General features: G+C 64.7%; 18 protein-coding genes. 14 read left to right on the top strand and 4 right to left on the bottom strand.

The window, feature by feature from the left end:
- The first annotated feature begins 136 nt into the window (after positions 1–136).
- From BACI348_RS10150 to BACI348_RS10125, 6 genes are all read left to right on the top strand, one after another.
- The gene (locus BACI348_RS10150) at positions 137–556 is read left to right on the top strand and encodes a RidA family protein (RefSeq protein WP_159825449.1); all 420 of its coding nucleotides are present in this window, start codon (positions 137–139) and stop codon (positions 554–556) included.
- Positions 553–1,149, top strand: a complete 597-nt coding sequence (locus BACI348_RS10145; RefSeq protein ID WP_159825447.1) for a dihydrofolate reductase family protein — start codon at positions 553–555, stop codon at positions 1,147–1,149. The genes BACI348_RS10150 and BACI348_RS10145 overlap by 4 nt, the downstream gene beginning before the upstream one ends.
- Before the next feature lie 135 nt (positions 1,150–1,284).
- Positions 1,285–2,787 (top strand): FAD-binding oxidoreductase, encoded by a 1,503-nt coding sequence (locus BACI348_RS10140; RefSeq protein ID WP_159825445.1) that lies wholly within the window; start codon positions 1,285–1,287, stop codon positions 2,785–2,787.
- Positions 2,788–2,897: 110 nt separating this feature from the next.
- Positions 2,898–4,142, top strand: a complete 1,245-nt coding sequence (locus tag BACI348_RS10135; RefSeq protein ID WP_159825443.1) for a cation:proton antiporter — start codon at positions 2,898–2,900, stop codon at positions 4,140–4,142.
- Positions 4,143–4,304: 162 nt separating this feature from the next.
- On the top strand, positions 4,305–5,750 hold the full coding sequence (locus BACI348_RS10130; protein ID WP_159825441.1) for a flotillin family protein: 1,446 nt from the start codon (positions 4,305–4,307) through the stop codon (positions 5,748–5,750).
- Positions 5,740–5,979: an NfeD C-terminal domain-containing protein gene (locus BACI348_RS10125; protein ID WP_159825439.1), complete on the top strand. Its 240-nt coding sequence runs from the start codon at positions 5,740–5,742 to the stop codon at positions 5,977–5,979. Before BACI348_RS10130 ends, BACI348_RS10125 begins: the two co-directional genes overlap by 11 nt.
- Before the next feature lie 91 nt (positions 5,980–6,070).
- On the opposite strand, the gene BACI348_RS10120 is transcribed toward BACI348_RS10125, so the two are convergent.
- The gene (locus BACI348_RS10120; protein ID WP_159825437.1) at positions 6,071–6,823 is read right to left on the bottom strand and encodes a lytic transglycosylase domain-containing protein; all 753 of its coding nucleotides are present in this window, start codon (positions 6,821–6,823) and stop codon (positions 6,071–6,073) included.
- An 86-nt stretch (positions 6,824–6,909) separates the two neighbouring features.
- Positions 6,910–7,842 (bottom strand): LysR family transcriptional regulator, encoded by a 933-nt coding sequence (locus BACI348_RS10115; protein ID WP_159825435.1) that lies wholly within the window; start codon positions 7,840–7,842, stop codon positions 6,910–6,912.
- 153 nt (positions 7,843–7,995) lie between these two features.
- On the opposite strand from BACI348_RS10115, the gene BACI348_RS10110 reads away from it, so the two are divergent.
- From BACI348_RS10110 to fdhA, 5 genes are all read left to right on the top strand, one after another.
- A complete protein-coding gene (locus BACI348_RS10110; protein ID WP_159825433.1) occupies positions 7,996–9,300 on the top strand; it encodes an aromatic ring-hydroxylating oxygenase subunit alpha in 1,305 nt (434 codons plus the stop codon).
- Complete coding sequence (locus BACI348_RS10105; RefSeq protein ID WP_159825431.1) at positions 9,297–10,721, top strand: ferredoxin reductase; 1,425 nt, start codon at positions 9,297–9,299, stop codon at positions 10,719–10,721. The genes BACI348_RS10110 and BACI348_RS10105 overlap by 4 nt, the downstream gene beginning before the upstream one ends.
- 141 nt (positions 10,722–10,862) lie before the next feature.
- The gene (locus tag BACI348_RS10100; protein WP_159825429.1) at positions 10,863–11,489 is read left to right on the top strand and encodes a cyclodeaminase/cyclohydrolase family protein; all 627 of its coding nucleotides are present in this window, start codon (positions 10,863–10,865) and stop codon (positions 11,487–11,489) included.
- Positions 11,486–12,364 (top strand): bifunctional 5,10-methylenetetrahydrofolate dehydrogenase/5,10-methenyltetrahydrofolate cyclohydrolase, encoded by an 879-nt coding sequence (locus tag BACI348_RS10095; RefSeq protein ID WP_159825427.1) that lies wholly within the window; start codon positions 11,486–11,488, stop codon positions 12,362–12,364. Before BACI348_RS10100 ends, BACI348_RS10095 begins: the two co-directional genes overlap by 4 nt.
- Before the next feature lie 275 nt (positions 12,365–12,639).
- Positions 12,640–13,857, top strand: coding sequence for a formaldehyde dehydrogenase, glutathione-independent (gene fdhA / locus BACI348_RS10090; protein WP_159825425.1), 1,218 nt, complete (start codon positions 12,640–12,642; stop codon positions 13,855–13,857).
- A 197-nt stretch (positions 13,858–14,054) separates the two neighbouring features.
- Here the strand turns inward: fdhA and BACI348_RS10085 are convergent, their stop codons facing one another.
- Positions 14,055–16,193 (bottom strand): amylo-alpha-1,6-glucosidase, encoded by a 2,139-nt coding sequence (locus BACI348_RS10085; RefSeq protein ID WP_159825423.1) that lies wholly within the window; start codon positions 16,191–16,193, stop codon positions 14,055–14,057.
- 437 nt (positions 16,194–16,630) lie between these two features.
- Here BACI348_RS10085 and BACI348_RS10080 point away from each other — a divergent pair, with 437 nt between their 5' ends.
- From BACI348_RS10080 to BACI348_RS10070, 3 genes are read left to right on the top strand one after another with little or no spacing between them, the layout of a single operon-like run.
- Positions 16,631–17,779, top strand: coding sequence for a glutathione-independent formaldehyde dehydrogenase (locus tag BACI348_RS10080; RefSeq protein ID WP_159825421.1), 1,149 nt, complete (start codon positions 16,631–16,633; stop codon positions 17,777–17,779).
- A 59-nt stretch (positions 17,780–17,838) separates the two neighbouring features.
- Positions 17,839–18,987, top strand: coding sequence for a zinc-dependent alcohol dehydrogenase (locus BACI348_RS10075; RefSeq protein WP_159825419.1), 1,149 nt, complete (start codon positions 17,839–17,841; stop codon positions 18,985–18,987).
- Positions 18,988–19,001: 14 nt separating this feature from the next.
- Positions 19,002–19,595, top strand: coding sequence for a hypothetical protein (locus BACI348_RS10070; RefSeq protein ID WP_159825417.1), 594 nt, complete (start codon positions 19,002–19,004; stop codon positions 19,593–19,595).
- 150 nt (positions 19,596–19,745) lie between these two features.
- Here BACI348_RS10070 and BACI348_RS10065 read toward each other — a convergent pair whose 3' ends face one another.
- On the bottom strand, positions 19,746–20,834 hold the full coding sequence (locus tag BACI348_RS10065; RefSeq protein ID WP_159825415.1) for a LacI family DNA-binding transcriptional regulator: 1,089 nt from the start codon (positions 20,832–20,834) through the stop codon (positions 19,746–19,748).
- Positions 20,835–20,938 lie beyond the last annotated feature (104 nt).

Raw genomic sequence — 20,938 nt, 5'->3', positions numbered from 1 at the left:
CCCCTGTGGATGCACAACAGTCCAAACTTTTTAGGCGTGAATCTGGTTTTCTCCAGTGAAGACAGGTGGGGCCAGGCTCTTCCCCGCCCGCCCCAGGGTCTACCCGTGGTGGCGGCGTGCGTGAGAGCATACGGGCATGTCACCCATACAGCGCATCCGCCCCGCGGGACTCGTGAGAAGTCCGGCCTTCAGCCACGTTGCCATCGTGCCGCCGGGCGCCACCACTGTATTCGTCGGTGGCCAGAATGCGGTGGACGCCAACGGGTCGCTGGTGGGGGCGGGCGATGCAGCGGTGCAGTCTGCCCGCGCACTCCAGAACGCTAAAACCGCCCTCGCTGCCGGTGGCGCAACCATCGGCGACGTTGTGCAGTGGACCGTGCTCTTTGTCGACGGCGCCGACAGCGCTGCAGGGTACGGCGCCATCGCCGCCGAACTCGCCTCCGAAGACCCGCCCTTGGTGACGGCGGCGTTTGTGGCGGGGCTCGGCGTGCCCGGAGCACTCGTGGAAATCAGCGCTGTCGCCGCCGTGCTGCCGCAAGCGGAAGGGAAGCCATGAACAGCGTCACCTGCGATCTCACCGTATCCCTGGACGGATTCCTTGCCGGCCCCAACCAAACACCGGAGAACCCCTTGGGCGAGGGCGGAGAGGCACTGCACCGGTGGCAGTTCGAGGAACCCGAAGCCAACGCTGCGGCGCTCAAGGGCATCCTTTCGGCCGGCGCCTACATCATGGGCCGCAACATGTTCGCGGGCCCTGGTCCCGGCCCATGGAGTCAGGACTGGCGCGGCTGGTGGGGTGAGGAACCTCCCTATCACGCCCCCGTTTTTGTGCTCACGCACCACCCGCGCCCTCCCCTGGAGCTGGAGGGCGGCACAACGTTCCACTTCGTGGCTGACGGGATCAACTCCGCCCTCGCGCAGGCGCGGGAGGCCGCGGCCGGCAAAGACATCGCCGTAGCCGGCGGCGCCGGGACGGCCCGGCAGTTCCTTTCGGCCGGGCTGGTCGACGAACTGCGCCTGCACATCTCACCGCTGCTGCTGGGCGGCGGCGAGCGGCTGCTGGACGGTGTTGGGAACATCAAGCTGGAGCCGACCGAAGTGGGCGGCACCGGGCTGGTGACCCATATCCGCTACCGGGTGCTCCGGTAAAAACCAGGGGGCTGCCACCCCCTTGACCCGTTTCAGGGCCGGGCGTATACCGGGAGTATCATCACGCTGGCGCCCGCTGGGCCCTGTATGGAGCCGGCCGTCCCTTTGGTCTCTCGGGAAATATCTGGAGTTGTGATGGGCAGCGATCGCTTCGACGTGCTTCGCGAACAGGTCCGCGGGCAGGTCATCGACGAGGGAGACGCCGAATACGACACGGCCCGCACCGTGTTCAACGGCATGATCGACCGCCGGCCCGCGGCGGTGCTGCGGGTCTCCCAGGTTGCCGACGTCATGGCCGCCGTCCGTTTTGCCCGCGGCCTAAAGATTGACGTCGCCATCCGCGGCGGCGGGCACAGCGCTCCGGGCTTTGGAACAGTCGACGGCGGCCTGGTCCTTGACTTCTCGGCCCTCCGGGGTGTGCGGGTGGACCCCGGTGCCAGGACGGCTCGGGTGGAACCGGGTGCCACATGGGCGGACTACAACCATGCGACGCACGCGTTCGGCCTCGCGAGCACCGGCGGGATCATCGGCTCCACCGGTGTCACCGGGCTTACGTTGGGCGGCGGCATCGGTTACCTTTGCCGCAAGTACGGCCTCGCTTGCGACAACCTGGTGTCGGCCGATGTGGTCCTGGCTGACGGTTCGTTCGTGACGGCCAGCGAAGCGGAGAACGTGGACCTGTTCTGGGCCCTCCGTGGCGGAAGCGGCAACTTCGGCGCGGTGACGTCAATGGAGTTCCGGCTCCACCCGGTGGACATGGTCCATGTGGGAATCATCTTCTTCGACGCCGCCGACGGCGTCGAAGTGGGCAGGGCATACCGCGAGTGGATTGCCGCCGAGCCCGAGGAGATGGGCGCCTTCCTGGGGTTCCACCAGGGTCCTCCGGTGCCCTTCCTGCCGGAAGAGTGGCATGGCCGTCCGGTCGCGGTCATCGCAGGGATGTGGACGGGCGACGTTGACGCGGGTCCGAGGCACTGGCAGCCGATGCTGGACGCTGGCCCGGCACTGGGCAGCTTCTTTGCTCCCATGCCCTACCCGGGTCTGAACATCATGTTCGACGGGCTCAGCGGCGTCCCAGGATTGCAGGGCTACTGGAAAGCTGATTTCCTGAAGGCCCTCAGCGACGACGTGCTGCGCACCGCCGTCGGATTCTCGCCAGGTATCCCCACCGTCCACTCGGCCAACCACTTCTACCCGATTGACGGGGCAGTCCAGCGCGTGGCGCCGGAGGCAACCGCTTTCGCCTACCGGAACGTGAACTTCGCCCCGGCGATTGCCGGGCAGTGGCCTGACGCGTCCGACAACGCGGCAAATATCGCCTGGGTCCGGGACTACTGGGCTGCGCTGCACCAGTACTCCGAGCCGGGCGGATACATCAACTTCCAGGACGCGGACGACCAGTCCAGGATTGAGGACACCCTCGGATCGAACTATGCACGCCTTGCCGAGCTCAAAGCCAAGTACGATCCCGATAACTTCTTCCACATCAACCAGAACATCAAGCCGGCGGTGCCCGCCGGAGCCGCCAGCGGTATCGAAACCCGGACGCCAACAGAACGGGAGGCGCGCCCGGCGGAAGCACGGCAGAACCAGGGCACGCCGAAGAGTAATCCGGCCGAGGGGGCCTCAACCACGTGAGGCCCGGCAGGCACGTGTGGCGTCCGCGTGAAGGAGGCAGCGTTGGCCGGCTTGAACGTTGATACCGCGGCTCAACGCCGGGTGGAAGCGCAGCGCCAGGGGAACAGCTGATGGAAAGCCTGTCCACGTCACTGGTGCTGATCGCGTTGCTTGCTGTTGCCGCACCCCTCGCCGCCCGTTTCCTGGAGCGGGTGCTCAAGGTGCCCATTGTGGTGTTCGAGATAGTCCTCGGCATCGTGCTCGGCCCCAGCCTGCTGGGGTGGATTCAGTCCACCCAGTTCACTGACACCCTGGCGGATTTTGGGCTGGCCATGCTCTTCTTCGTGGCAGGCAACGAGATTGATTTCGCAGCCATCCGGGGCCGGCCTGCCAACCGTGCAGCGGCAGGCTGGGTCATGTCGCTGGCGGCAGGTATCGGTGCCGGGCTCGTCCTGGCCCCTGGGCCGGAGGCGGCGGTGATTATTGGCGTCGCATTGTGTTCCACGGCTCTGGGCACCTTGCTCCCGATCCTCCGTGACGCCGGCGATTTGAAATCCCCAATGGGTATCGCTGTGGCCGCGCTGGGTGCGGTTGGTGAGTTTGGTCCATTGGTGGCAATCTCGCTGTTCTTCAGCGGACGGGAGCTGGGACCTGCCACCGCGGTGCTGCTCGGATTTGTGCTGCTCACCGGCCTGGCAATCTATCTCGCCTCCCGTGCACGGCACTCCCTGTTCCACTCCCAGGTCACCCGGACCCTGCACACCAGCGGCCAGTTCGCCGTCCGGTCCATCATGTTCATCCTGAGCGTGCTCGTTGTCCTGAGCATGGTGCTGGGACTCGATATGCTGCTGGGTGCTTTCGCCGCGGGAGTTCTGTGGAAGGTCGCGATCGCGCGGGCGCCCGAACACGACCGGCATGTCATCGAGATGAAGATCGACGCGATTGCGTTCGGATTCCTGGTGCCTGTCTTCTTTATCGACACCGGTATCGATTTCGAACTCGGCGCGCTGACGGGCAGCCCCGCCGCCCTGGCCCTGGTCCCCCTGTTCCTGGTGCTCCTGCTGGTCATCCGTGGGCTGCCCTCGTTGCTCGCCGCTCCGCCGAAATCGCCGCCCGGCGACAAACGGGCCATCGTCCTGTTCGCGGCCACAGGACTGCCCATCATCGTGGCGGTGACGGGCATTGGCCGGGACGAGGGGCTCATTTCCAGCGGCATCGCGTCGGCACTCGTGGGGGCCGGGATGCTCTCGGTGCTCCTGTTTCCGCTGCTGGCCCTGCGGCAGCATCAGCGCTCGTCCGCAACCCCGCCCGGCACGGGGAGGCCCGCTGCCCGAAGGCCGGACCGGGCCGACGTCCCGGGTGAGGCAACGACGTAGGCCCGGCACCCAGCCCGCGCCCGACGACGTGAGCCAAGTCCCGTCGTCGTACGCCAATTTGTTCGTTGCCGAAGGCAAATATCGCCGGGCTCTGGACTCTTGGGCGGCGCCCAATCAGACTGGCTACACCATGCCTGTTCCGCCCCCTGAAAGGATCTGGCCATGCCGGACGTCTCAGCATTCTTCCCGCTGATTGCCACGATCCTGGGAGTGCTTGTGGCCGTCGGTTTCATTTGGCTGGCCACAAAGCTGATGTGGAAGGTGGCGGAACCCAACGAGGCCCTCATCATCTCCGGGCTGACCCGCGGAACCCTTGAAACCCGGGCGGGGATGGATTTCAAGATTGTGACGGGGAAGGGCGCTCTGGTCCTGCCCGGCCTGCAGACGGTGCGGGCTCTGTCGCTGACGCTGAACGAGACTGAGCTCAAGGTCTCCTGTGTCACGTCCCAGGGCATCCAGGTAATTGTCGAGGGTGTGGTCATTTACAAAATCGGAGACGCTCCGCCGTTTATCGCCAATGCGGCGCGGCGGTTCCTGGGCCAGCAGCCGAAGATGGAGAGCCAGGTGTACAACGTCTTTGAGGGGCACCTGCGGTCCATCATCGGCAGCATGACCATGGAGGAAATCATCCGGGAGCGGGACAAGCTTGGTTCACAGGTCCGCAGCGCCAGTGGTGTGGAGATGGAAAAACTGGGGCTCGTGGTGGATTCCCTGCAGATCAAGGACCTGCAGGATCCCACGGGGTACATCGAGAACATCGCCAAGCCGCATATTGCCCAAGTGAAAATGGAGGCCCGCATCGCCGAGGCTACCCGCAACCGCGAAGCGGCTGAGAAGGAAGCCGAAGCGGCGGCGCTGATCGCGGATGCGCAGAGCATTTCGGCGATTCGGCAGTCGGTGGCGCAGGCGAATGCGGAGCGTGCCAAAGCCAACGCCGCCCAGGCCGGGCCGCTGGCCGAGGCGACTGCGCGGCAGCAGGTGGTGGTCCAGGAGACGGAGGTCGCCAAGCTGGAGGCGGACCGGGAGGAGCAGAAGCTGCAGACCATCGTCCGGAAACCGGCCGATGCGAAGGCCTACGCCACCCGGACGGAAGCGGAAGGCAAGAAGGCGGCGGACATCAGCGCCGCCGAGGCACTGGCACGCCGTACCGAGCTTGAAGCCCAGGCCAATGCCCGGCGGACAGAACTGCTGGCCCAGGCGAATGCCACCGCAGCGGCTGCTACCGCAGGGGCCACCAAGGTCACCGGTGAAGCCGAAGCCGCAGCCACCAAGGCGAAGGGCGACGCCGCGGCGTCCGCGATCAAGGCGAAGGCGCTGGCCGAGGCGGACGGCATCAAGGCCCGGGCTGAGGCGTTGGGGACCAACCAGGACGCGGTGATCTCGCAGCAGCTCGCCGAAAACATGCCGGCCATCATCGCCGCGGCAGCCGAGCCGTTCTCGCACGTGGGCCAGATGACAGTCCTCAATGGCGGCGAGGGAGTCAACAAAATGCTTGGCGGAATCCTCGCCCAGGCTGGCGACTACCTTCCCGCCCTCGCCTCCGCGCTTAAGAACGGCAAGGAAGCCAAACGGACACCTCCGGCTCCCAAGGCACCGGATGCATCGTGAGGTTGACCGGAGCCTGACCGGGAAGGTCGGGCGGGTAACCGGACGCATCGGGCCGGGCACCATCGGCGAAGTGATGTTGCCCTACCTCGGCGGCACGATGGCTTTCCACGCCCACCCTTTCGACAAAACGAGTGGCTTTGCAGTGGGTGACGAGGTGCTGGTGATCTACTTCGAGCCGCCACAGACGGTGTATGTGGACGAGCTGCCCGACGTGTTGCGGCACGATTGAGCTGCCGGGAGGGGGCGGAATGCCGGTTGGAGCCCCCGACGGCGGAATGCAGTTCTTCTTGTGCCTGGCACTTCGCCAGGGGCCGGTTGGGTCACTGACGGGTCCCGGTCTTCGTGGCGTAGTCCGTGGCTTGGGCGCGCACCTGGCTGATGTAGGCATCGGATTGGTTGTAGGAGTAAATGGCCTTCCTCCAGCCTTCGGAGGTTGTCAGATCCCGCCCGTTGGCGCACAGATAGGTGGCCGCGCTGAGTGCGGCGTCGTCGATATTGAACGGATCCGCTGTTCCGTCCCCGTTCCCGTCCCGCCCGGCAAGCCGCCAGGTGGAGGGAATGAACTGCATGGGTCCGACGGCACGGTCCCAGCGGGCGTCGTTGTCCACGGCGCCTCCGTCCGTGTCCGGAATGGCCGCGAAGCCTGCGCCGTTCAGGCTCGGTCCCACAATGTGGCCGCCGGCCTGCCCTGCGGCGTCAAGGCTGCCGCCGCCGTAGGTTCCGTGTGCTGATTCGACGAAGCCGACCGCCGCCAGCGTATTCCAGCCGATTCCGCAGCCCGGCATGGAATCATTGGCCGTTTCGGCCGCGGCAACGTACGCACGCAGCGCCCGGGCAGGGATCCCGGTCTGCTCCCCGGCATCCATCAGCCACTGGGCCTCCGGGTTCCGCGTGACGTTCACGGCGGTGGTGATGCCGGCCGAGCTCACTTCGAGGTCCGCGGCCGCCCGCGGCGGCGCCGGCAAGGCGCCTCCCGTCTCAAGGCCTGACGGCCCCAGAGCCCAGAATGAAAACCCGGTGCTCACACAAACTACGAACAGGATCAAAACCACAAAACGTTTTACGCGGAGCACTGACCCATCAAACCATCAAACCTCCGAACGCAAGTTCAAGAGACGGTTCTCCGCGCGTGGGTGTCGCAGGCCCCGGCGCGCGGCCTCTAGAGATCGTCTTCGGGGCGGGCAGCAAGGATCCGATTGGCTCTGACCTGCAAAATGCTCAGCGACTCCTGGATCAGGGGTGATGCAATGCTGCCCCTCCGTACCGCGGCGACAATGCGGCGCGCGGGCTTCCCTTTCCCGGCAATGCGCAGTCGAACCACGTTTTCGGCACTGCGCAGGGGTGCCAGCCGCGGCAGCAGGCCCACGCCGAGCCCCGCACCAACGAAAGCGATCTGGGTTTCCCATTCAACCGCTTCATGGGCAATCCGCGGCGTTACCCCGACTGCGGTGAACGCGGCCGTAAACAGGGCATGGTAAGTGGACCCGGCCGACTCTGTGATCCAGGGTTCCGATGCCAGCTCCTCGAGCGTGACCGTTTCCCGCGAGGCCAGCGGATGGTCGGAGGGAATGATCACGTCCAGGGGATCGTCCAGCAGGACCGTCTGCTCGAAGCGTGGATCGTCCTCAACGTAGCTCCCGGACTGCATGGCGATGATGACCGCGAGGTCGATTCGCTCGGCGACCAGCAAGTCGAAGCAGCGGGCAGGATTGGCTTCCAGTACCTGCACCTCAAGCAGTGGTCGTGTTGAGCGGAGGGTGGCGGCCAGTGGCGCGAGCAACTGGGCGGCTGCCGTGGAAAACCCCCCGAGGCCAAAACGGGCCGGCATTTGGTCGCCGGCCTCCATGGCCGCCGCGCGCAGGCTCTCCCAATCCGCCATAAGGGTGTCCGAACCATCAACGAGGAAGCGGCCCGTGGCGGTGAGCCGCACACCGCGACCGTCCTTTGTCAGCAGCTGCATTCCCAGTACGCGCTGGAGCTCCCGCAGTTGCGCGGAGACGGCGGACGGGGAGTACCCGGTGAGCTGCGCGGTGGCGCCAACGGTGCCGCACTGGGCAAACACCCTCAGGGTTATGAGCCGGGGATCAATCATGCACCTATTGTGCACTGTTATCTCCCAAATCTTGCGCTTTTGTTGCAGTTCAAAGGTCCCTAATCTCATGACTACCAAGATTTCGACGCCGGTTGCCCACCAACTCCGTATGGTCCCCACCACCTAAGTTACTCAGCCTCCCAAAGGACACTCATGACTGCTCAAGTGAACGCGCCCCTCACTTCACGCGGAAAACTCGCTTCGTCGCTGCCTCCTGAGCAGCTGGCGGAAATCAAAGATCTGTTCGACTTCCGGCGCAAGGGATTTTCCCTCGGCGCGCCCTTCTACACTGATCCGGCGATTTTCAACACCGACATGGAGGCCATTTTCGGCCAGCACTGGATCTTCGCCGCCAGCACAGCCGAACTGCCGGAGCCGGGCGACTACGTCACCGTCGACTACGGGCCCTACTCCCTGATTGTGCTTCGCAATGACGACGGCGACGTGAACGTTCTGCACAACGTGTGCCGCCACCGCGGCGCCCGGGTTCTGACTGAATCCACCGGCTCGACCGGAAACCTTGTGTGCGGCTACCACTCCTGGACCTATTCCCCCAGCGGCGACCTGATCCACGCGTCCGCCCCGGGAGAAGCGAAGTTCGACAAGAGCTGCTTCGCCCTCAAGCGCGCCCACGGACGCGAGATCGCCGGCCTCATCTTCGTCTGCATTGCAAACGAACCGCCGGCCGACTTCGACGAAACGGCGAAGATCTTCGAGCCCTACCTCGCGCCCCACAACCTGTCGAAGACGAAAATCGCCTACCAGCAGAACATCATCGAAGAGGGCAACTGGAAGCTCGTCATGGAGAACAACCGTGAGTGCTACCACTGTGACGGCCACCCTGAGCTCGCCTGCTCCCTCTTCCCCACCTGGGGGCTGACGGAGGGCTTGATTCCGCCCCACCTTGAGGAAGTGTGGGACCGCAACAAGAATGCCCAGTCCGCCCTGGAAGAGCGCTGCCGCCGCTATGGCCTGCCCTACGAGGTGGTCGAGGAGCTCGACACACGCATTGCGGGAATCCGGATCTCACGGGAATCGCTGGACGGCGAGGGCGAATCGTTCTCGGCCGACGGGCGCAGGCTTTCCAAGAAGCTTCTCGGCGACCTGCCGGACTTCCGCCTCGGCCGCTGCTCCATGCACCTGCAGCCGAACAGCTGGTTCCACTTCCTGGGCGACCACGTCATCACGTTCGGCGTTTTCCCCATCAACGAACACCAGTCGCTGGTGCGCACCACCTGGCTGGTGGCTGACGACGCCGAGGAAGGCGTCGATTACGACCTGGAGAAGCTCACCTACACCTGGAAGCAGACAAACCTGCAGGACAAGGCGTTCGTGGAGCTGTGCCAGCAGGGTGCCGGCAGCCCCGCCTACGAGCCTGGCCCGTACATGAAGAGCGAATACCAGGTTGAGGCGTTCATCAACTGGTACGTGCAGCGCGTGCAGGAGCACTTGGCATGACTGAAGTCCTCACTGAGACGGCGGTCCAGGAACCACAGCAGGTCCAGGAGACGCAGCGTATCCGCGGTCTGGAGATGCCGTGGAACAGGGTGATGGGCAGTACCGAGGCACCTGCCCGCGCCGCCCGTGCACTGGGCCCCTGGCACCCACAGGAGTTCACGGCCGAATGCGTGGAGACCATTCCCGAGGCAGGCGGCATCATGACCTTCGTGTTCCGCCGCTGCGACGGAGCGCCCCTGGCGTTCCGCGCGGGGCAGTACGTCAACGTCGCGTTCCCCGTGAACGGCGAGGACCAGGATCCGGTGGACCGCAGCTACTCGCTGTCCAGTTCACCCACGGAGCCGTGGACCTTCAGCATCAGCGTCAAACGTGACGCCACTGGACTGGTGTCACCGTGGGTGCATGAAAACGTCCGGCCCGGCACCGTCCTCGAGATGCTCGGCCCGGTCGGGGCATTCCACCTGCCCGATGCTGACCGCCGGGCACGGTACCTCCTGCTGGCCGCCGGTGCAGGCATCACTCCCATCATGTCCATGGTGCGGACCATCCATTCCCTGCCTGGACATGCAAACGTCGTGGTGCTCTACCACGGAGCCGAGGCCGGAGGTTTCGCCTTCCACCGGGAACTGGCCTACATCGCCTCCGTGGACGCGCGCATCAAGGTTTTCTACTCCTTGGGCAACCGCAGCCAGCCCGAGGGCTGGGAAGGCCTCAGCGGACGGCTGACGGCAGCCATGATCGACGAAGTGGCCCCCGATGCCAACGGCCGCCAGGTCTATGCCTGCGGCCCCGAGGGTTACCTGAACACCGCCACCGAGCTCCTCAAGGAGGTTGGCGTTGATGAGACCTCCATCTACATGGAATTCTTCTCGGGCGATCGCCAGACGCTCCTTGAATACCAGGCAGAGATCGCGCTGGCGTCGGACATCGCGGAGGAGATCGCGGAGGAAATCGCCGATTCCGCCGAGGAGTACTTCGAGAACCAGCCCAGCGCGTTCGGGCTGTACGAGCCCGGCTATGACGCTGAGGGAACATTGCCTGCCACGGGGCTGGCGCTGGAAACCATCGAGCCTGAAGCGCCTGCTTCCGAGGGCACCGCGGACACTGCGCCGGAGGCCGCGGCCCCCGATGCCTCGAGCTTCGACACCGTGGGAACAGGCAGCCTCACCCTGTCCTTCCTGCGGACCGGCATCAACGTGCGGATCGATCCGAGCGAACACATCCTCGGGGTGGCGCAGCGGGCAGGTGTAAGGATCGGTGCGAACTGCAAGGAAGGCATGTGCGGCTCCTGCAAGGTCGTCAAGCTTTCCGGAGAGGTCGAGATGAACCACCAGGGCGGGATCCGAAAACGGGAAATCGACGCAGGCAAGTTCCTGCCCTGCTGCTCCACGGCACAGAGCGACTTGGTGATCGATGCCTAGCCGCTTCCAGCCGTTTTGAGCCGCCCGTGCGCACAGCCCCGGGGCGGGAGAGGCGCCGGCAGCCATGCTCAACAGGCATGCAGCTGAGCCGTCGCGTGCACCCGTCCAGTCGAGCAGAGCGTCATAGCCCCAGGAAGACACATGATCAGTTCAGAAACAATAAACGGCTACCTCGCCAGGCTTGCCTCCCGCGAGCCCACCCCGGGCGGGGGCGCAGCAGCGGCTCTCCACGCGGCCCAGGGCGCGGCACTTGTCGCCATGGTGGCCAGGTACACCACCGGCACGAAATACGAACAGCACGCCGGACCCGTGTCCCGGATCATCAGCAGCGCTGACGAACTGGTGGGCCAGTCGCTGCGCCTCGCGGACGCCGATCAGGACGCGTTCCAAGGCGTCATCGACGCCTACAAGCTCCCCTCAGGCACTGAGGAGCTCAAGGCCGTACGCACAGCCTCAATCCGGGACGCGCTCGTCCAGGCCGCGGAAACGCCGGCACAGCTGATCCTCCTTGCCGGAGCGGTGGTGGATCTTGCCACGGAACTGTTCGAGGTGGCCAATGCCAACGTGATCAGTGATATCGCCGCCGCCGTGGACGCAGCCCGGGCCGCCGCCACCACTGCACGGGTAAACATCGACATCAATGTGGTGGCCATCAAAGACAACGAAGCGCGTTCCCGGCTGGCTGACCAGACCGATGGCCTTGAGGACAAAGTCATCCTGGCCGCCGACTCGCTCGTGAAGCGCGTGCGCGAAAGGATCCTCGGTTGAGCACCACACTCCTCTCTGGACGAAACCTGGCAAAGCTCATTCAGCAGAAAGTCCGCGACCAGGCCCGGGACCTCGAAGCGGACGGCCTGCGCCCCACCCTGGCAGTGGTTGTGGCCACCAACGATGGCTCCACGCAGTGGTATGTGCGGTCCATTGAACGGGCTGCGGAAGGGGCGGGCGTCCATTGCCGGATCGTGGACCTGGGCAGCGACGCAACAGAACAAGCCTTGGCTTCAGTCCTGAAAGACCTCAGCGCCGAGCCGTCCGTCAACGGCATCATCCTGCAGACACCATTGCCTCCCGGCGTCGATGCAGATGCGCTGGTTGGGCACATCGCCCCTGAAAAGGACATCGACGGCGCGAATCCTCTCAGCCTTGGCCGCCTTGCTGTCGGCCAGCCAGCGTTCGCCCCTGCCACGGCCCGGGCCGTCACCGAGATCCTTGACCACTTCGACATCCCTGTTGCCGGCCGGAACGTCGTTGTGATTGGACGTTCCGCCGTCGTCGGAAAACCGCTGTCCCTGCTGCTGCTGGAACGCGACGCCGCCGTCACCGTCTGCCACTCAAGGTCGGGGCCGCTGGAGGAATACACCAGGAAGGCCGCCGTCGTGGTGGTCGCCGCCGGGCGCACCGGCCTGCTGAACGGCAGCCACATATCGTCAGGGACCGTGGTGATCGACGTCGGCACCAACGTCCTTGCCGACGGGTCCCTCGTGGGGGATGTGGACGAAGCCAGCGTCCGGGGCATCGCCGGGGCCCTGACGCCTGTTCCGGGTGGCGTCGGCTCAGTCACGACGTCGTTGATACTTCTGCACACCACCCGGGCCGCGCGGCAACAGTCATGTGCACAGGTCCGGGAAACAGTCCCGATCTGATGCTCCTCGACGACGGCGCCACCCACTGCAAAACCATTGAGCGGGACGAGTCCGTCGTCTGATACATCTCTACCCGCCACAAAAATGTCAGCTCTGTCCCGTTCCCGTGAATGGTGCTTCGGTGGCCTGAAACCTGGGGAGGTATCCTCATCGAAGCACCGCTTCCGGGCAACGGGGCAGAGCCGGCAACCGCCGGACGCGTTCAAGGCCTCCCCCCACACACAGGGCCGGCCACCAGATCCCAGCACCAAACCCCCGTAGCCAAAGGAGTCTCCATGTCAGGAAACAGAGCCGTCGCATACAAGGAACCCGGTGTCGTTGAGATCATCAACACCGACTACCCCACCTTCGAACTCAAAGACGGCCCCGGCGTCAATCCAGCCAACGTGGGCCGGAAAGTACCCCACGGTGCGATCCTGCGAACGGTGACCACCAACATCTGCGGCTCGGACCAGCACATGGTCCGGGGCCGCACCACTGCACCGAAGGACCTGGTCCTCGGCCACGAAATCACCGGCGAGGTTGTGGAAGTCGGACCGGATGTGGAGTTCATCAAGGTGGGAGACATCGTCTCGGTGCCCTTTAACATCTCCTGTGGCCGCTGCCGGAACTGCAAGGAGCGCAAAACCGGCATCTGCCTGAACGTCAATCCGGATCGGCCGGGCAGCGCCTACGGGTATGTGGACATGGGCGGCTGGGTGGGTGGCCAGGCAGAGTACGTGCTGGTCCCCTACGCCGACTGGAACCTCCTCCGGTTCCCGGACCGCGACCAGGCCCTGGAGAAGATCATGGACCTGACCATGCTGTCCGATATATTTCCCACAGGGTTCCACGGCGCCGTCACCGCGGGAGTCGGCGTCGGGTCCACCGTTTATATAGCCGGCGCAGGCCCGGTGGGACTCGCAGCCGCCGTGGGCGCCCAGCTGCTCGGTGCTGCCGTCGTGATTGTCGGTGACATGAACGAGGACCGCCTGGCGCAGGCCCGCTCCTTCGGGTGCGAAACGGTGAACGTCTCCATGGGGGACCCGAAGGACCAGATCGAGCAGATCCTTGGGGTTCCTGAGGTGGATTGCGGTGTCGACGCCGTGGGGTTCGAAGCCCGCGGGCACGGCAAGGACGCATCCCACGAATCCCCGGCCACGGTGCTGAATTCCCTCATGGACATCACGGCAGCAGGTGGCGCCCTTGGCATCCCCGGCCTGTACGTTACCGGCGACCCCGGTGGCATTGACGAGGCCGCCAAGCACGGTTCCCTGTCGCTGTCGTTGGGCACAGGGTGGGCAAAGTCCCTGTCCTTCACCACCGGCCAGTGCCCCGTCATGTCGTACAACCGGCAACTGATGATGGCCATCCTGCATGACAAGGTCCAGATCGCCAAGGCCGTGAATGCCACAGCGATCCCACTGGAGGATGCACCGCGCGGGTACGCCGAATTCGACGCCGGCTCGGCAACAAAGTTCGTTCTGAACCCCAACGGATACGTTAAGGCGTAGCCCCCGGTTGACGGGCCGGGGACCGGGATGCAGCACCATGTGGTGCCGCTCGGTCCCCGGTCCCCGCACGATTCAAGCACTACCTTCGGAAAAAGGGGGGGGCGACCTGCCGCGCCAGCGCACCCGTGCAGACCCCGTTCCTCCTGGTGCTGAGTACCCCATCTCCCCCGCCCGCAGTTTGAAACGACCCTGGTGCCTCAGCCTTTGGCGCCTAGTCCGGCCTGCGAAATGAGCTCGGTGAGCCACGGCCGGTGTCCACGGTGGAATGTGATGCCCTCCGGCAGACCCTGCACCAACGGCCCCGAACGGGTGATGTCAATGGTGATCCTGCCGCCGGCCAGGGGTGCGTTGGTAATGTGCAGATCCCCGTAAGTTTCCGGCAGGGCCGGGTCCAACCAGAAGCCGCCCCGCGAAACGTGGGCGTCGTACCGCATCAGGCTGGTGATCAGCATGATGGGTGTAGTGGCTGCCCACGCCTGGGGTGAGCAGGCCGTCGGGTACGGCACCGGTTCACTCACCTGTTCCCGGCTGAAACCGCAGAACAGTTCGGGCAGCCGCCCGCCGGAGTAGTCCGCTGCTTCGAGCAGGGCCGTAGCGATCCGTTGCGCCTCCTCCACGAAGCCGTAGCGCATGAGGCCTGCGGCGATGATGGCGTTGTCGTGCGGCCAGACAGACCCATTGTGGTAGCTTGCCGGGTTGTAGGCGCCCATGTTCGCGGCAAGGGTCCGGACGCCCCATCCGCTGAACATTTCAGGCGACATCAGCCGTTCGGCCACCAGCGGCACCTTGTCATCGTCAACAATGCCGTGCCACAGGCACTGGCCCATGTTTGAGGCACAGGCGTCCACCGGACGCTTCCTGCCATCCAGCGCCACAGCGAAGTAGCCGCGTTCCGGCAGCCAGAATGCCTCGTTGAACTTCTTCTTCAGCGCCGCCGCCTCTTCGGTGAGCTGCGCCGCCAAAGGCGCGTCGCCGCCGTCGTACGCCATCCACGCCCGTGACAGCAACGCGGAGTACACCAGCGCCTGCACCTCGCATAGAGCTATCGGCGGCTCGGCGAGGGTGCCGTCGGCGAAGTTGATGCCGTCCCACGAGTCCTTCCAGCCCTGGTTGAGCAGGCCGTGGTTATTGAGACGGGAGTACTCGACGAAGCCGTCTCCGTCCTTGTCGCCGTACTTCCGGACCCAGTCCAGTGCGCGGTCCGCGTTGGGCAGGAGGGCGGCGATGGTGTCCTTCGCGAATCCCCACCGGCTCACGGAGGCCAATGTCATCACGAACTGGGGAGTGGCGTCCACGCTGCCGTAATAGACGGACTTGCCGCCCAGAGCCAGCCCGGAGGACACCCCCAGCCGTACCTCGTGGAGGATCTTCCCGGGTTCCTCCTCACTCACCGGGTCCACCACCTTGCCCTGGCGGTCAGCCAGGGTCTGCAAGGTGCCAAGAGCCAGCGAAGGGTCCACAGGCAGGGCCATTTCGGAAGCCCACAGCGAATCACGTCCAAACAGCGTCATGAACCATGGCGCTCCCGCAGCCACCACAATGCGCTCCGGATGCGCGGGGTCTTCGATTCGAAGTGCGCCGAGGTCGTCGTAGCTGCGCCGCAGCGTCCGCATGATGGACCGGTTGGTCATCTGCAGCCTGGGGATTTTCGCTGCCCACTCCTGGTGCCGGTCGCTCGGTGAGGTACCGTGCCTGACCGGCCGCGAAACGTTATGCTCCCCGGCCGGTGCGACGCTGAGCTGCGCGCTCCATTGGCCGTGACCGGGCACCATGGCCTGGTACGTAAGCGCGCCGGTGGTGGCTACGGCCCCGCGCCCCCGCACCAGGACAGCCTTCCGCAGGTCCTGCCAGGCCGCGCTGATAATCAGGGAATCGCCGTCGGCTCCACGGATGACCTGCCACCGTCGCTGGACCCTCGCCTCCTTTACCTCGAACAGGTCCGCGAAGTCCGAATCGACGCCGACGGAGATGCTGCACTCCACTGGGTCCCCGGAATAGTTGCGGAGGGTGATTTCCTCAACAACGCCGGCAGCCACTTCCCGCAGCCGCTCCACGATCAAAGGGCTGTCCGCGTATCCGTCCTCGCGCGGAACCCGGCCGATGAACAGTGCCCGGTAGGGTTCCCTCGTTTCCGTGGCCAGCGGCTCGAGCGACCGGCCGTTCACCGTCATGCTCCACCCGGACAGGATCCGGGTGTCCTCGTGGAACACACCATGGGGTAGGTCCGGGTGGATGTCGCCGTTGGCGGCGGAGATGCAAAAAGATGAGCCCTCCACCAGCGTTACCGTTCCCGCCCCCACGGGCCCCGCAGCTGTGTCTGCATTCCATCCAGCCATGTCCGCTCCTCTGACGGCTACGACCGTTCCCGGCGGAATTGACCCTACGCCTCCGGGAGGGCTGATGAAAGGGCCGGTGCGCAGAAGCGCGGGACGTCGTCGCCTGGGCAGCAGGATCCGTTTTCCCTACCTCCTGGCCTTAGCCTCATGAAGTCCTCGGGCGCTGAAATTCTGCAGCATTTGCCACTACCCCTCGACTTTTTTAATAAGGGTACTTAGCATAAAGGTTCAGTAGCTAGCCATTTCGCTAAGGGGCCGGCCAGCGGGGTTCCCCGGGCAGCCAGCCACCTTAATCCTTGGGCCTCCCCCAGTTCCGGTGGACCCAGAGGTCCTACACATATCCCACTACCTCGCAGCTCAGCACGCGTACCTGGGTGACGTGCGCCCGGAAACACGGATACGCGACCTGCAGGGTGGACACAGGAAAAGAGCGGACAGTGAAGGCAGTAGTTTACAAAGGACCCAACAACGTCAGCGTCGAGGAAATACCCGACGCCAAAATCGAACATCCCGCTGACGTGCTGGTGCGGATCACATCCGCCAACATATGCGGCTCGGACCTCCACATGTACGAAGGGCGCACCAGCTTTGAAACCGGACGCTCCTTCGGACACGAAAACCTGGGCGAGGTGGTGGAGACCGGCCCTGCGGTGAGCAAGGTAAAAGTAGGCGATCGTGTGGTTCTGCCGTTCAACATCGCCTGTGGGTTCTGCAAGAACTGCGAACGTGGCTTCACGAACTACTGCCTGACGATGCAGCCTGAACCAAAGCTCGCCGGCGCAGCCTATGGGTTTGCGGACATGGGACCGTACCAGGGCGGCCAGGCCGAGTACCTGCGCGTGCCATATGGCGACTTCAACTGCCTGCGCCTGGGCGAGGACTCCGTAGAGAAAGAACTCGATTACGTGATGGTCGCCGACATTTTCCCCACCGGCTGGCATGCCACGGAAATGGCCGGGGTCTACCCGGGGGACTCCGTGGTTATCTATGGTGCAGGGCCCGTCGGGCTGATGGCGGCCTACTCCGCCATCATCAAAGGGGCCGGCAAAGTCATGGTGGTGGACCGCCACAACGACCGCTTGAAGCTGGCCGAACAGATTGGTGCCATCCCGGTTAACGATGCGGAAGTGGACCCCGTCGAATTCGTCAAGGACCAGACCATGGGGTTCGGGGCAGACCGGGGCTGCGAATGCGTTGGTTACCAGGCGCACGATCCGGGCGGAACCGAGCATCCGAACATGACCCTGAACCGGCTCGTGGATTCCGTGCGGTTCGTCGGCGGCCTGGGTGTGGTTGGTGTGTTCCTGCCCCAGGACCCTGGAAGCCCTGACAAGCTTGAGCAGCAGGGCCAAATAGCCTTCGACTACGGAAAATTCTGGTTCAAGGGACAAACGATGGGCTCAGGCCAGTGTCCCGTCAAAAAGTACAACCGGGCCTTGCGCGACCTCATCGCCGGTGGAAAGGCCAGCCCGTCCTTCATTGTCAGCCATGAACTGCCCCTGGATCAGGCCCCTGAGGGCTACAAGAACTTCGACAGCCGCGAAGACGGCTGGACAAAAGTCGTTCTCCACCCGGCCGGGGCCTGAGACGCCCAGAGAGGAAGACCTTCGATGACGAAACGAGCGATTCCCGGGACGTGGTACTAATGCGGGCCATGGTTTACCGCGGCCCGTACAAAGTACGGGTTGAAGAAAAGGACATTCCGAAGATCGAACACCCGAACGACGCGATAGTGCGGGTCAGTAAGGGCGCCATTTGCGGATCCGACCTGCACCTCTATCACGGCATGATGCCCGATACCCGGGTGGGGATGACGTTCGGCCATGAGTTCGTGGGCACCGTGCATGAAGTGGGGTCCTCGGTGCAGAACGTGGCGGTCGGGGACCGGGTGATGGTGCCGTTCAACGTCTACTGCGGCTCCTGCTACTTCTGTTCCCGCGGCCTGTATTCCAACTGCCACAACGTGAATCCCAACGCAACGGCGGTGGGCGGCATCTACGGCTACTCCCACACGTGCGGCGGGTACGACGGCGGCCAGGCAGAATTCGTGCGTGTCCCCTTCGCGGACGTGGGGCCTTCGAAGATTCCGGACTGGATGGACGAAGAGGACGCGGTCCTGCTCACCGACGCCTGCCCCACCGGCTACTTCGGCGCCCAGCTCGGCGACATCGCGGAAGGCGATACCGTGGTGGTGTTCGGCGCCGGCCCGGTGGGGCTGTTCGCGGCGAAGTCCTCCTGGCTGATGGGGGCGGGGCGGGTGATCGTGGTCGACCACCTGCAGTACCGTCTGGAGAAGGCCCGCAGCTTCGCGCATGCCGAGACGTTCAACTTCGTGGAATACGACGACATCGTGGTGCACCTGAAGAAGGAAACCGACTACCTGGGCGCCGACGTCGTTATTGACGCAGTCGGGGCCGAAGCGGACGGCAACTTCCTCCAGCACGTCACGAGCAGCAAGCTGAAGTTGCAGGGCGGCTCCCCCATTGCCCTCAACTGGGCCATCGATTCCGTCCGCAAAGGCGGCACGGTATCCGTCGTGGGGGCGTACGGTCCCATCTTCAGCGCCGTGAAGTTCGGCGACGCCATGAACAAGGGCCTGACCCTGCGGATGAACCAATGCCCGGTTAAACGGCAGTGGCCGCGCCTTTTCGAGCACGTCCGCAATGGCTACCTGAAACCCAGCGACATCGTCACCCACCGCATTCCGCTGGAACACATCGCCGAGGGCTACCACATGTTCTCCTCCAAGCTGGACAACATCATCAAGCCGCTCGTTGTTGCCGGCCAGTCCTGAAGGGAAAGCGCACCATGACTGAGACAGCCACACCATACATTGCCAACAAACGCATCCCACGCAAGTCCGCCGACGAGCTCCGGGCCCAGATCCCGGGATGGGGTGCCGACCTGGACCCCGCCGACCGCCCCTCCTACCCCCGCGAGCAACCCGGCATAGAGACGGGCGCGCGCTGGGACTTCCCGGAGCGCCAACCGGAGAAATGGCCCCGGGAACGGTCGGTCGAGCATGCCTTCCTGCCTCCGGTTTTTGGCACCTCAACCCCTCCTGCGGGGGTCTCCGGCGCCATCCGGAAATACGCCTACAAATACAGCGAGGGGCGGGCCGCGCACTGGCTGCTGCTGATCGCCGCTGACCGGGTGGACGCCACGGAACACCACCTGAAGTCCCTGGCGACCCTGCACCCGGACAACCCCGTCACCGAAACCGGAGTGCTCAGCGAGTTCTCCCACCACCCCATCCACTCACGATACGGACAAAAACGCGCTGACGTGAACCACCAGTGGATGGACCCGATCATCGTCGCCGGACCCTGGGTGATGGCTGCTGTAGGGCTCGCAGCGGCCTATAAGACCCTGCGAAAGGAGCGCACACAGCCTGACGACTGATCTGCCAGGACGGATAAGGGTGTCACCAGCAAGGCGCGTGCTGGTGACACCCTTCCGTCATCCTGGTCCGGAGTCCGAGGTCCGCGGGCGATGGCAGCCTGCCTTGATCAGGCCGATCGAACTCAAACACCGGCATCACAGCCACTGACATCACCCGTCTTCCGGTGGTTTTCCCTTCACGGGCGTGGCGCGGGTTGAGCTGCTGCGTACAACAAGTGTCGGCGGGATCGGTGTACGGTCCACCTCCCTGCCCTCCATCGCGCCGATCAGCACTTCCATGCTCATGAGGGCCAATGCGGTGAAGTCCTGGCGGACCGTGGTCAGCGGCGGCAGGAAATAGTCTGAACCTTCGATATCGTCGAAGCCGACCACACTCACGTCCTCCGGGACACGCACGCCATTTTCAGCGAATGCGCGTATCAGCCCGAGGGCGGTATGGTCACTGGCCGCGAAAATCGCTTGGGGGACCCTGTCCTCGCGCACCAGTTGGAGGCCTGTTTCGTAGGCCCAGCGCGGGCTCCAATCGCCCTCCAGGCAAAGCCCGGGTGACAGCCCGGCATCGCGCAGCGCGGCTTCCCAACCGCGCTTGCGGACACGTCCGTCGAACCACTCCATGGAGCCGGCTAAGTGGGCGATGTCCGTGTGGCCCAGGTCGATGAGATGTTGAGTGGCCAGCCGTGCGCCGAGCTCCTGGTTTTCGGAGTAGGTGAAGACATTTGGGGTTGACGATGCTCCGGCGGCAATCATCTCCACCGGCACCCGGCATGAGGCATTCCAGACCGCTGCCGCCATATCGACCACAGGTGCGATGACGATGATTCCCCCGGCGCCGACGTCGTCAAGGGTGTCCAGTGCCGCCTGAACCGATTCGCCGTAAGGTTCCTCGGCACTGATGACGGTTGTGGCATAGCCCTTCTTCCGGGCAACGTTTTCAAGGGCCATCAGAGTCCCGACAGGCCCGAACCGGGGCGAGCCATCTGTGACTATCCCAATGGAGGTGGACCGGTTGGTGACCAGCGCGGTTGCTGCCCTGTTCCGGCGGTACCCGATGTCCTGAATTACCTGCAGGACCCGCTCACGGGTTGCGGCACTGACATCCGGCGCACTGTTGAGAACACGTGAGACGGTCCCAAACGAGACTCCGGCAACTTGGGCCACGTCATTGATGGTCGGCTTCCGGCGCTGCGGGGATTCCGGGCGCCGTCCCTTCGACCCGCGCGGGATTGCAGCCTCTGTCATGCACTCTCCTGTCTCGCGCCTCGCCCCATAATCCCCAGGGGACTTCTGCTCGTCCTCATCCTACGGTGGCCTCCGCTGCGCAGGGCTTCCCGGCCGGCGGATGT

The organism is Arthrobacter sp. 9AX, assembly GCF_902506095.1.
Classification (GTDB): domain Bacteria; phylum Actinomycetota; class Actinomycetes; order Actinomycetales; family Micrococcaceae; genus Arthrobacter.
The sequence above is the reverse complement of the archived record's forward strand: the minus strand, read 5'-3'. Positions and strand labels throughout refer to the sequence as shown.

Excerpts from the sequence above, each read along its gene's own strand:
- BACI348_RS10130 (WP_159825441.1), top strand. The coding sequence starts at position 4,305 with ATGCCGGACGTCTCAGCATTCTTCCCGCTGATTGCCACGATCCTGGGA.
- BACI348_RS10085 (WP_159825423.1), bottom strand. The coding sequence starts at position 16,193 with ATGGCTGGATGGAATGCAGACACAGCTGCGGGGCCCGTGGGGGCGGGA.
- BACI348_RS10150 (WP_159825449.1), top strand. The coding sequence starts at position 137 with ATGTCACCCATACAGCGCATCCGCCCCGCGGGACTCGTGAGAAGTCCG.
- BACI348_RS10110 (WP_159825433.1), top strand. The coding sequence starts at position 7,996 with ATGACTGCTCAAGTGAACGCGCCCCTCACTTCACGCGGAAAACTCGCT.
- BACI348_RS10100 (WP_159825429.1), top strand. The coding sequence starts at position 10,863 with ATGATCAGTTCAGAAACAATAAACGGCTACCTCGCCAGGCTTGCCTCC.
- BACI348_RS10140 (WP_159825445.1), top strand. The coding sequence starts at position 1,285 with ATGGGCAGCGATCGCTTCGACGTGCTTCGCGAACAGGTCCGCGGGCAG.
- BACI348_RS10115 (WP_159825435.1), bottom strand. The coding sequence starts at position 7,842 with ATGATTGATCCCCGGCTCATAACCCTGAGGGTGTTTGCCCAGTGCGGC.
- fdhA (WP_159825425.1), top strand. The coding sequence starts at position 12,640 with ATGTCAGGAAACAGAGCCGTCGCATACAAGGAACCCGGTGTCGTTGAG.
- BACI348_RS10075 (WP_159825419.1), top strand. The coding sequence starts at position 17,839 with ATGCGGGCCATGGTTTACCGCGGCCCGTACAAAGTACGGGTTGAAGAA.
- BACI348_RS10135 (WP_159825443.1), top strand. The coding sequence starts at position 2,898 with ATGGAAAGCCTGTCCACGTCACTGGTGCTGATCGCGTTGCTTGCTGTT.
- BACI348_RS10065 (WP_159825415.1), bottom strand. The coding sequence starts at position 20,834 with ATGACAGAGGCTGCAATCCCGCGCGGGTCGAAGGGACGGCGCCCGGAA.
- BACI348_RS10105 (WP_159825431.1), top strand. The coding sequence starts at position 9,297 with ATGACTGAAGTCCTCACTGAGACGGCGGTCCAGGAACCACAGCAGGTC.
- BACI348_RS10125 (WP_159825439.1), top strand. The coding sequence starts at position 5,740 with ATGCATCGTGAGGTTGACCGGAGCCTGACCGGGAAGGTCGGGCGGGTA.
- BACI348_RS10070 (WP_159825417.1), top strand. The coding sequence starts at position 19,002 with ATGACTGAGACAGCCACACCATACATTGCCAACAAACGCATCCCACGC.
- BACI348_RS10145 (WP_159825447.1), top strand. The coding sequence starts at position 553 with ATGAACAGCGTCACCTGCGATCTCACCGTATCCCTGGACGGATTCCTT.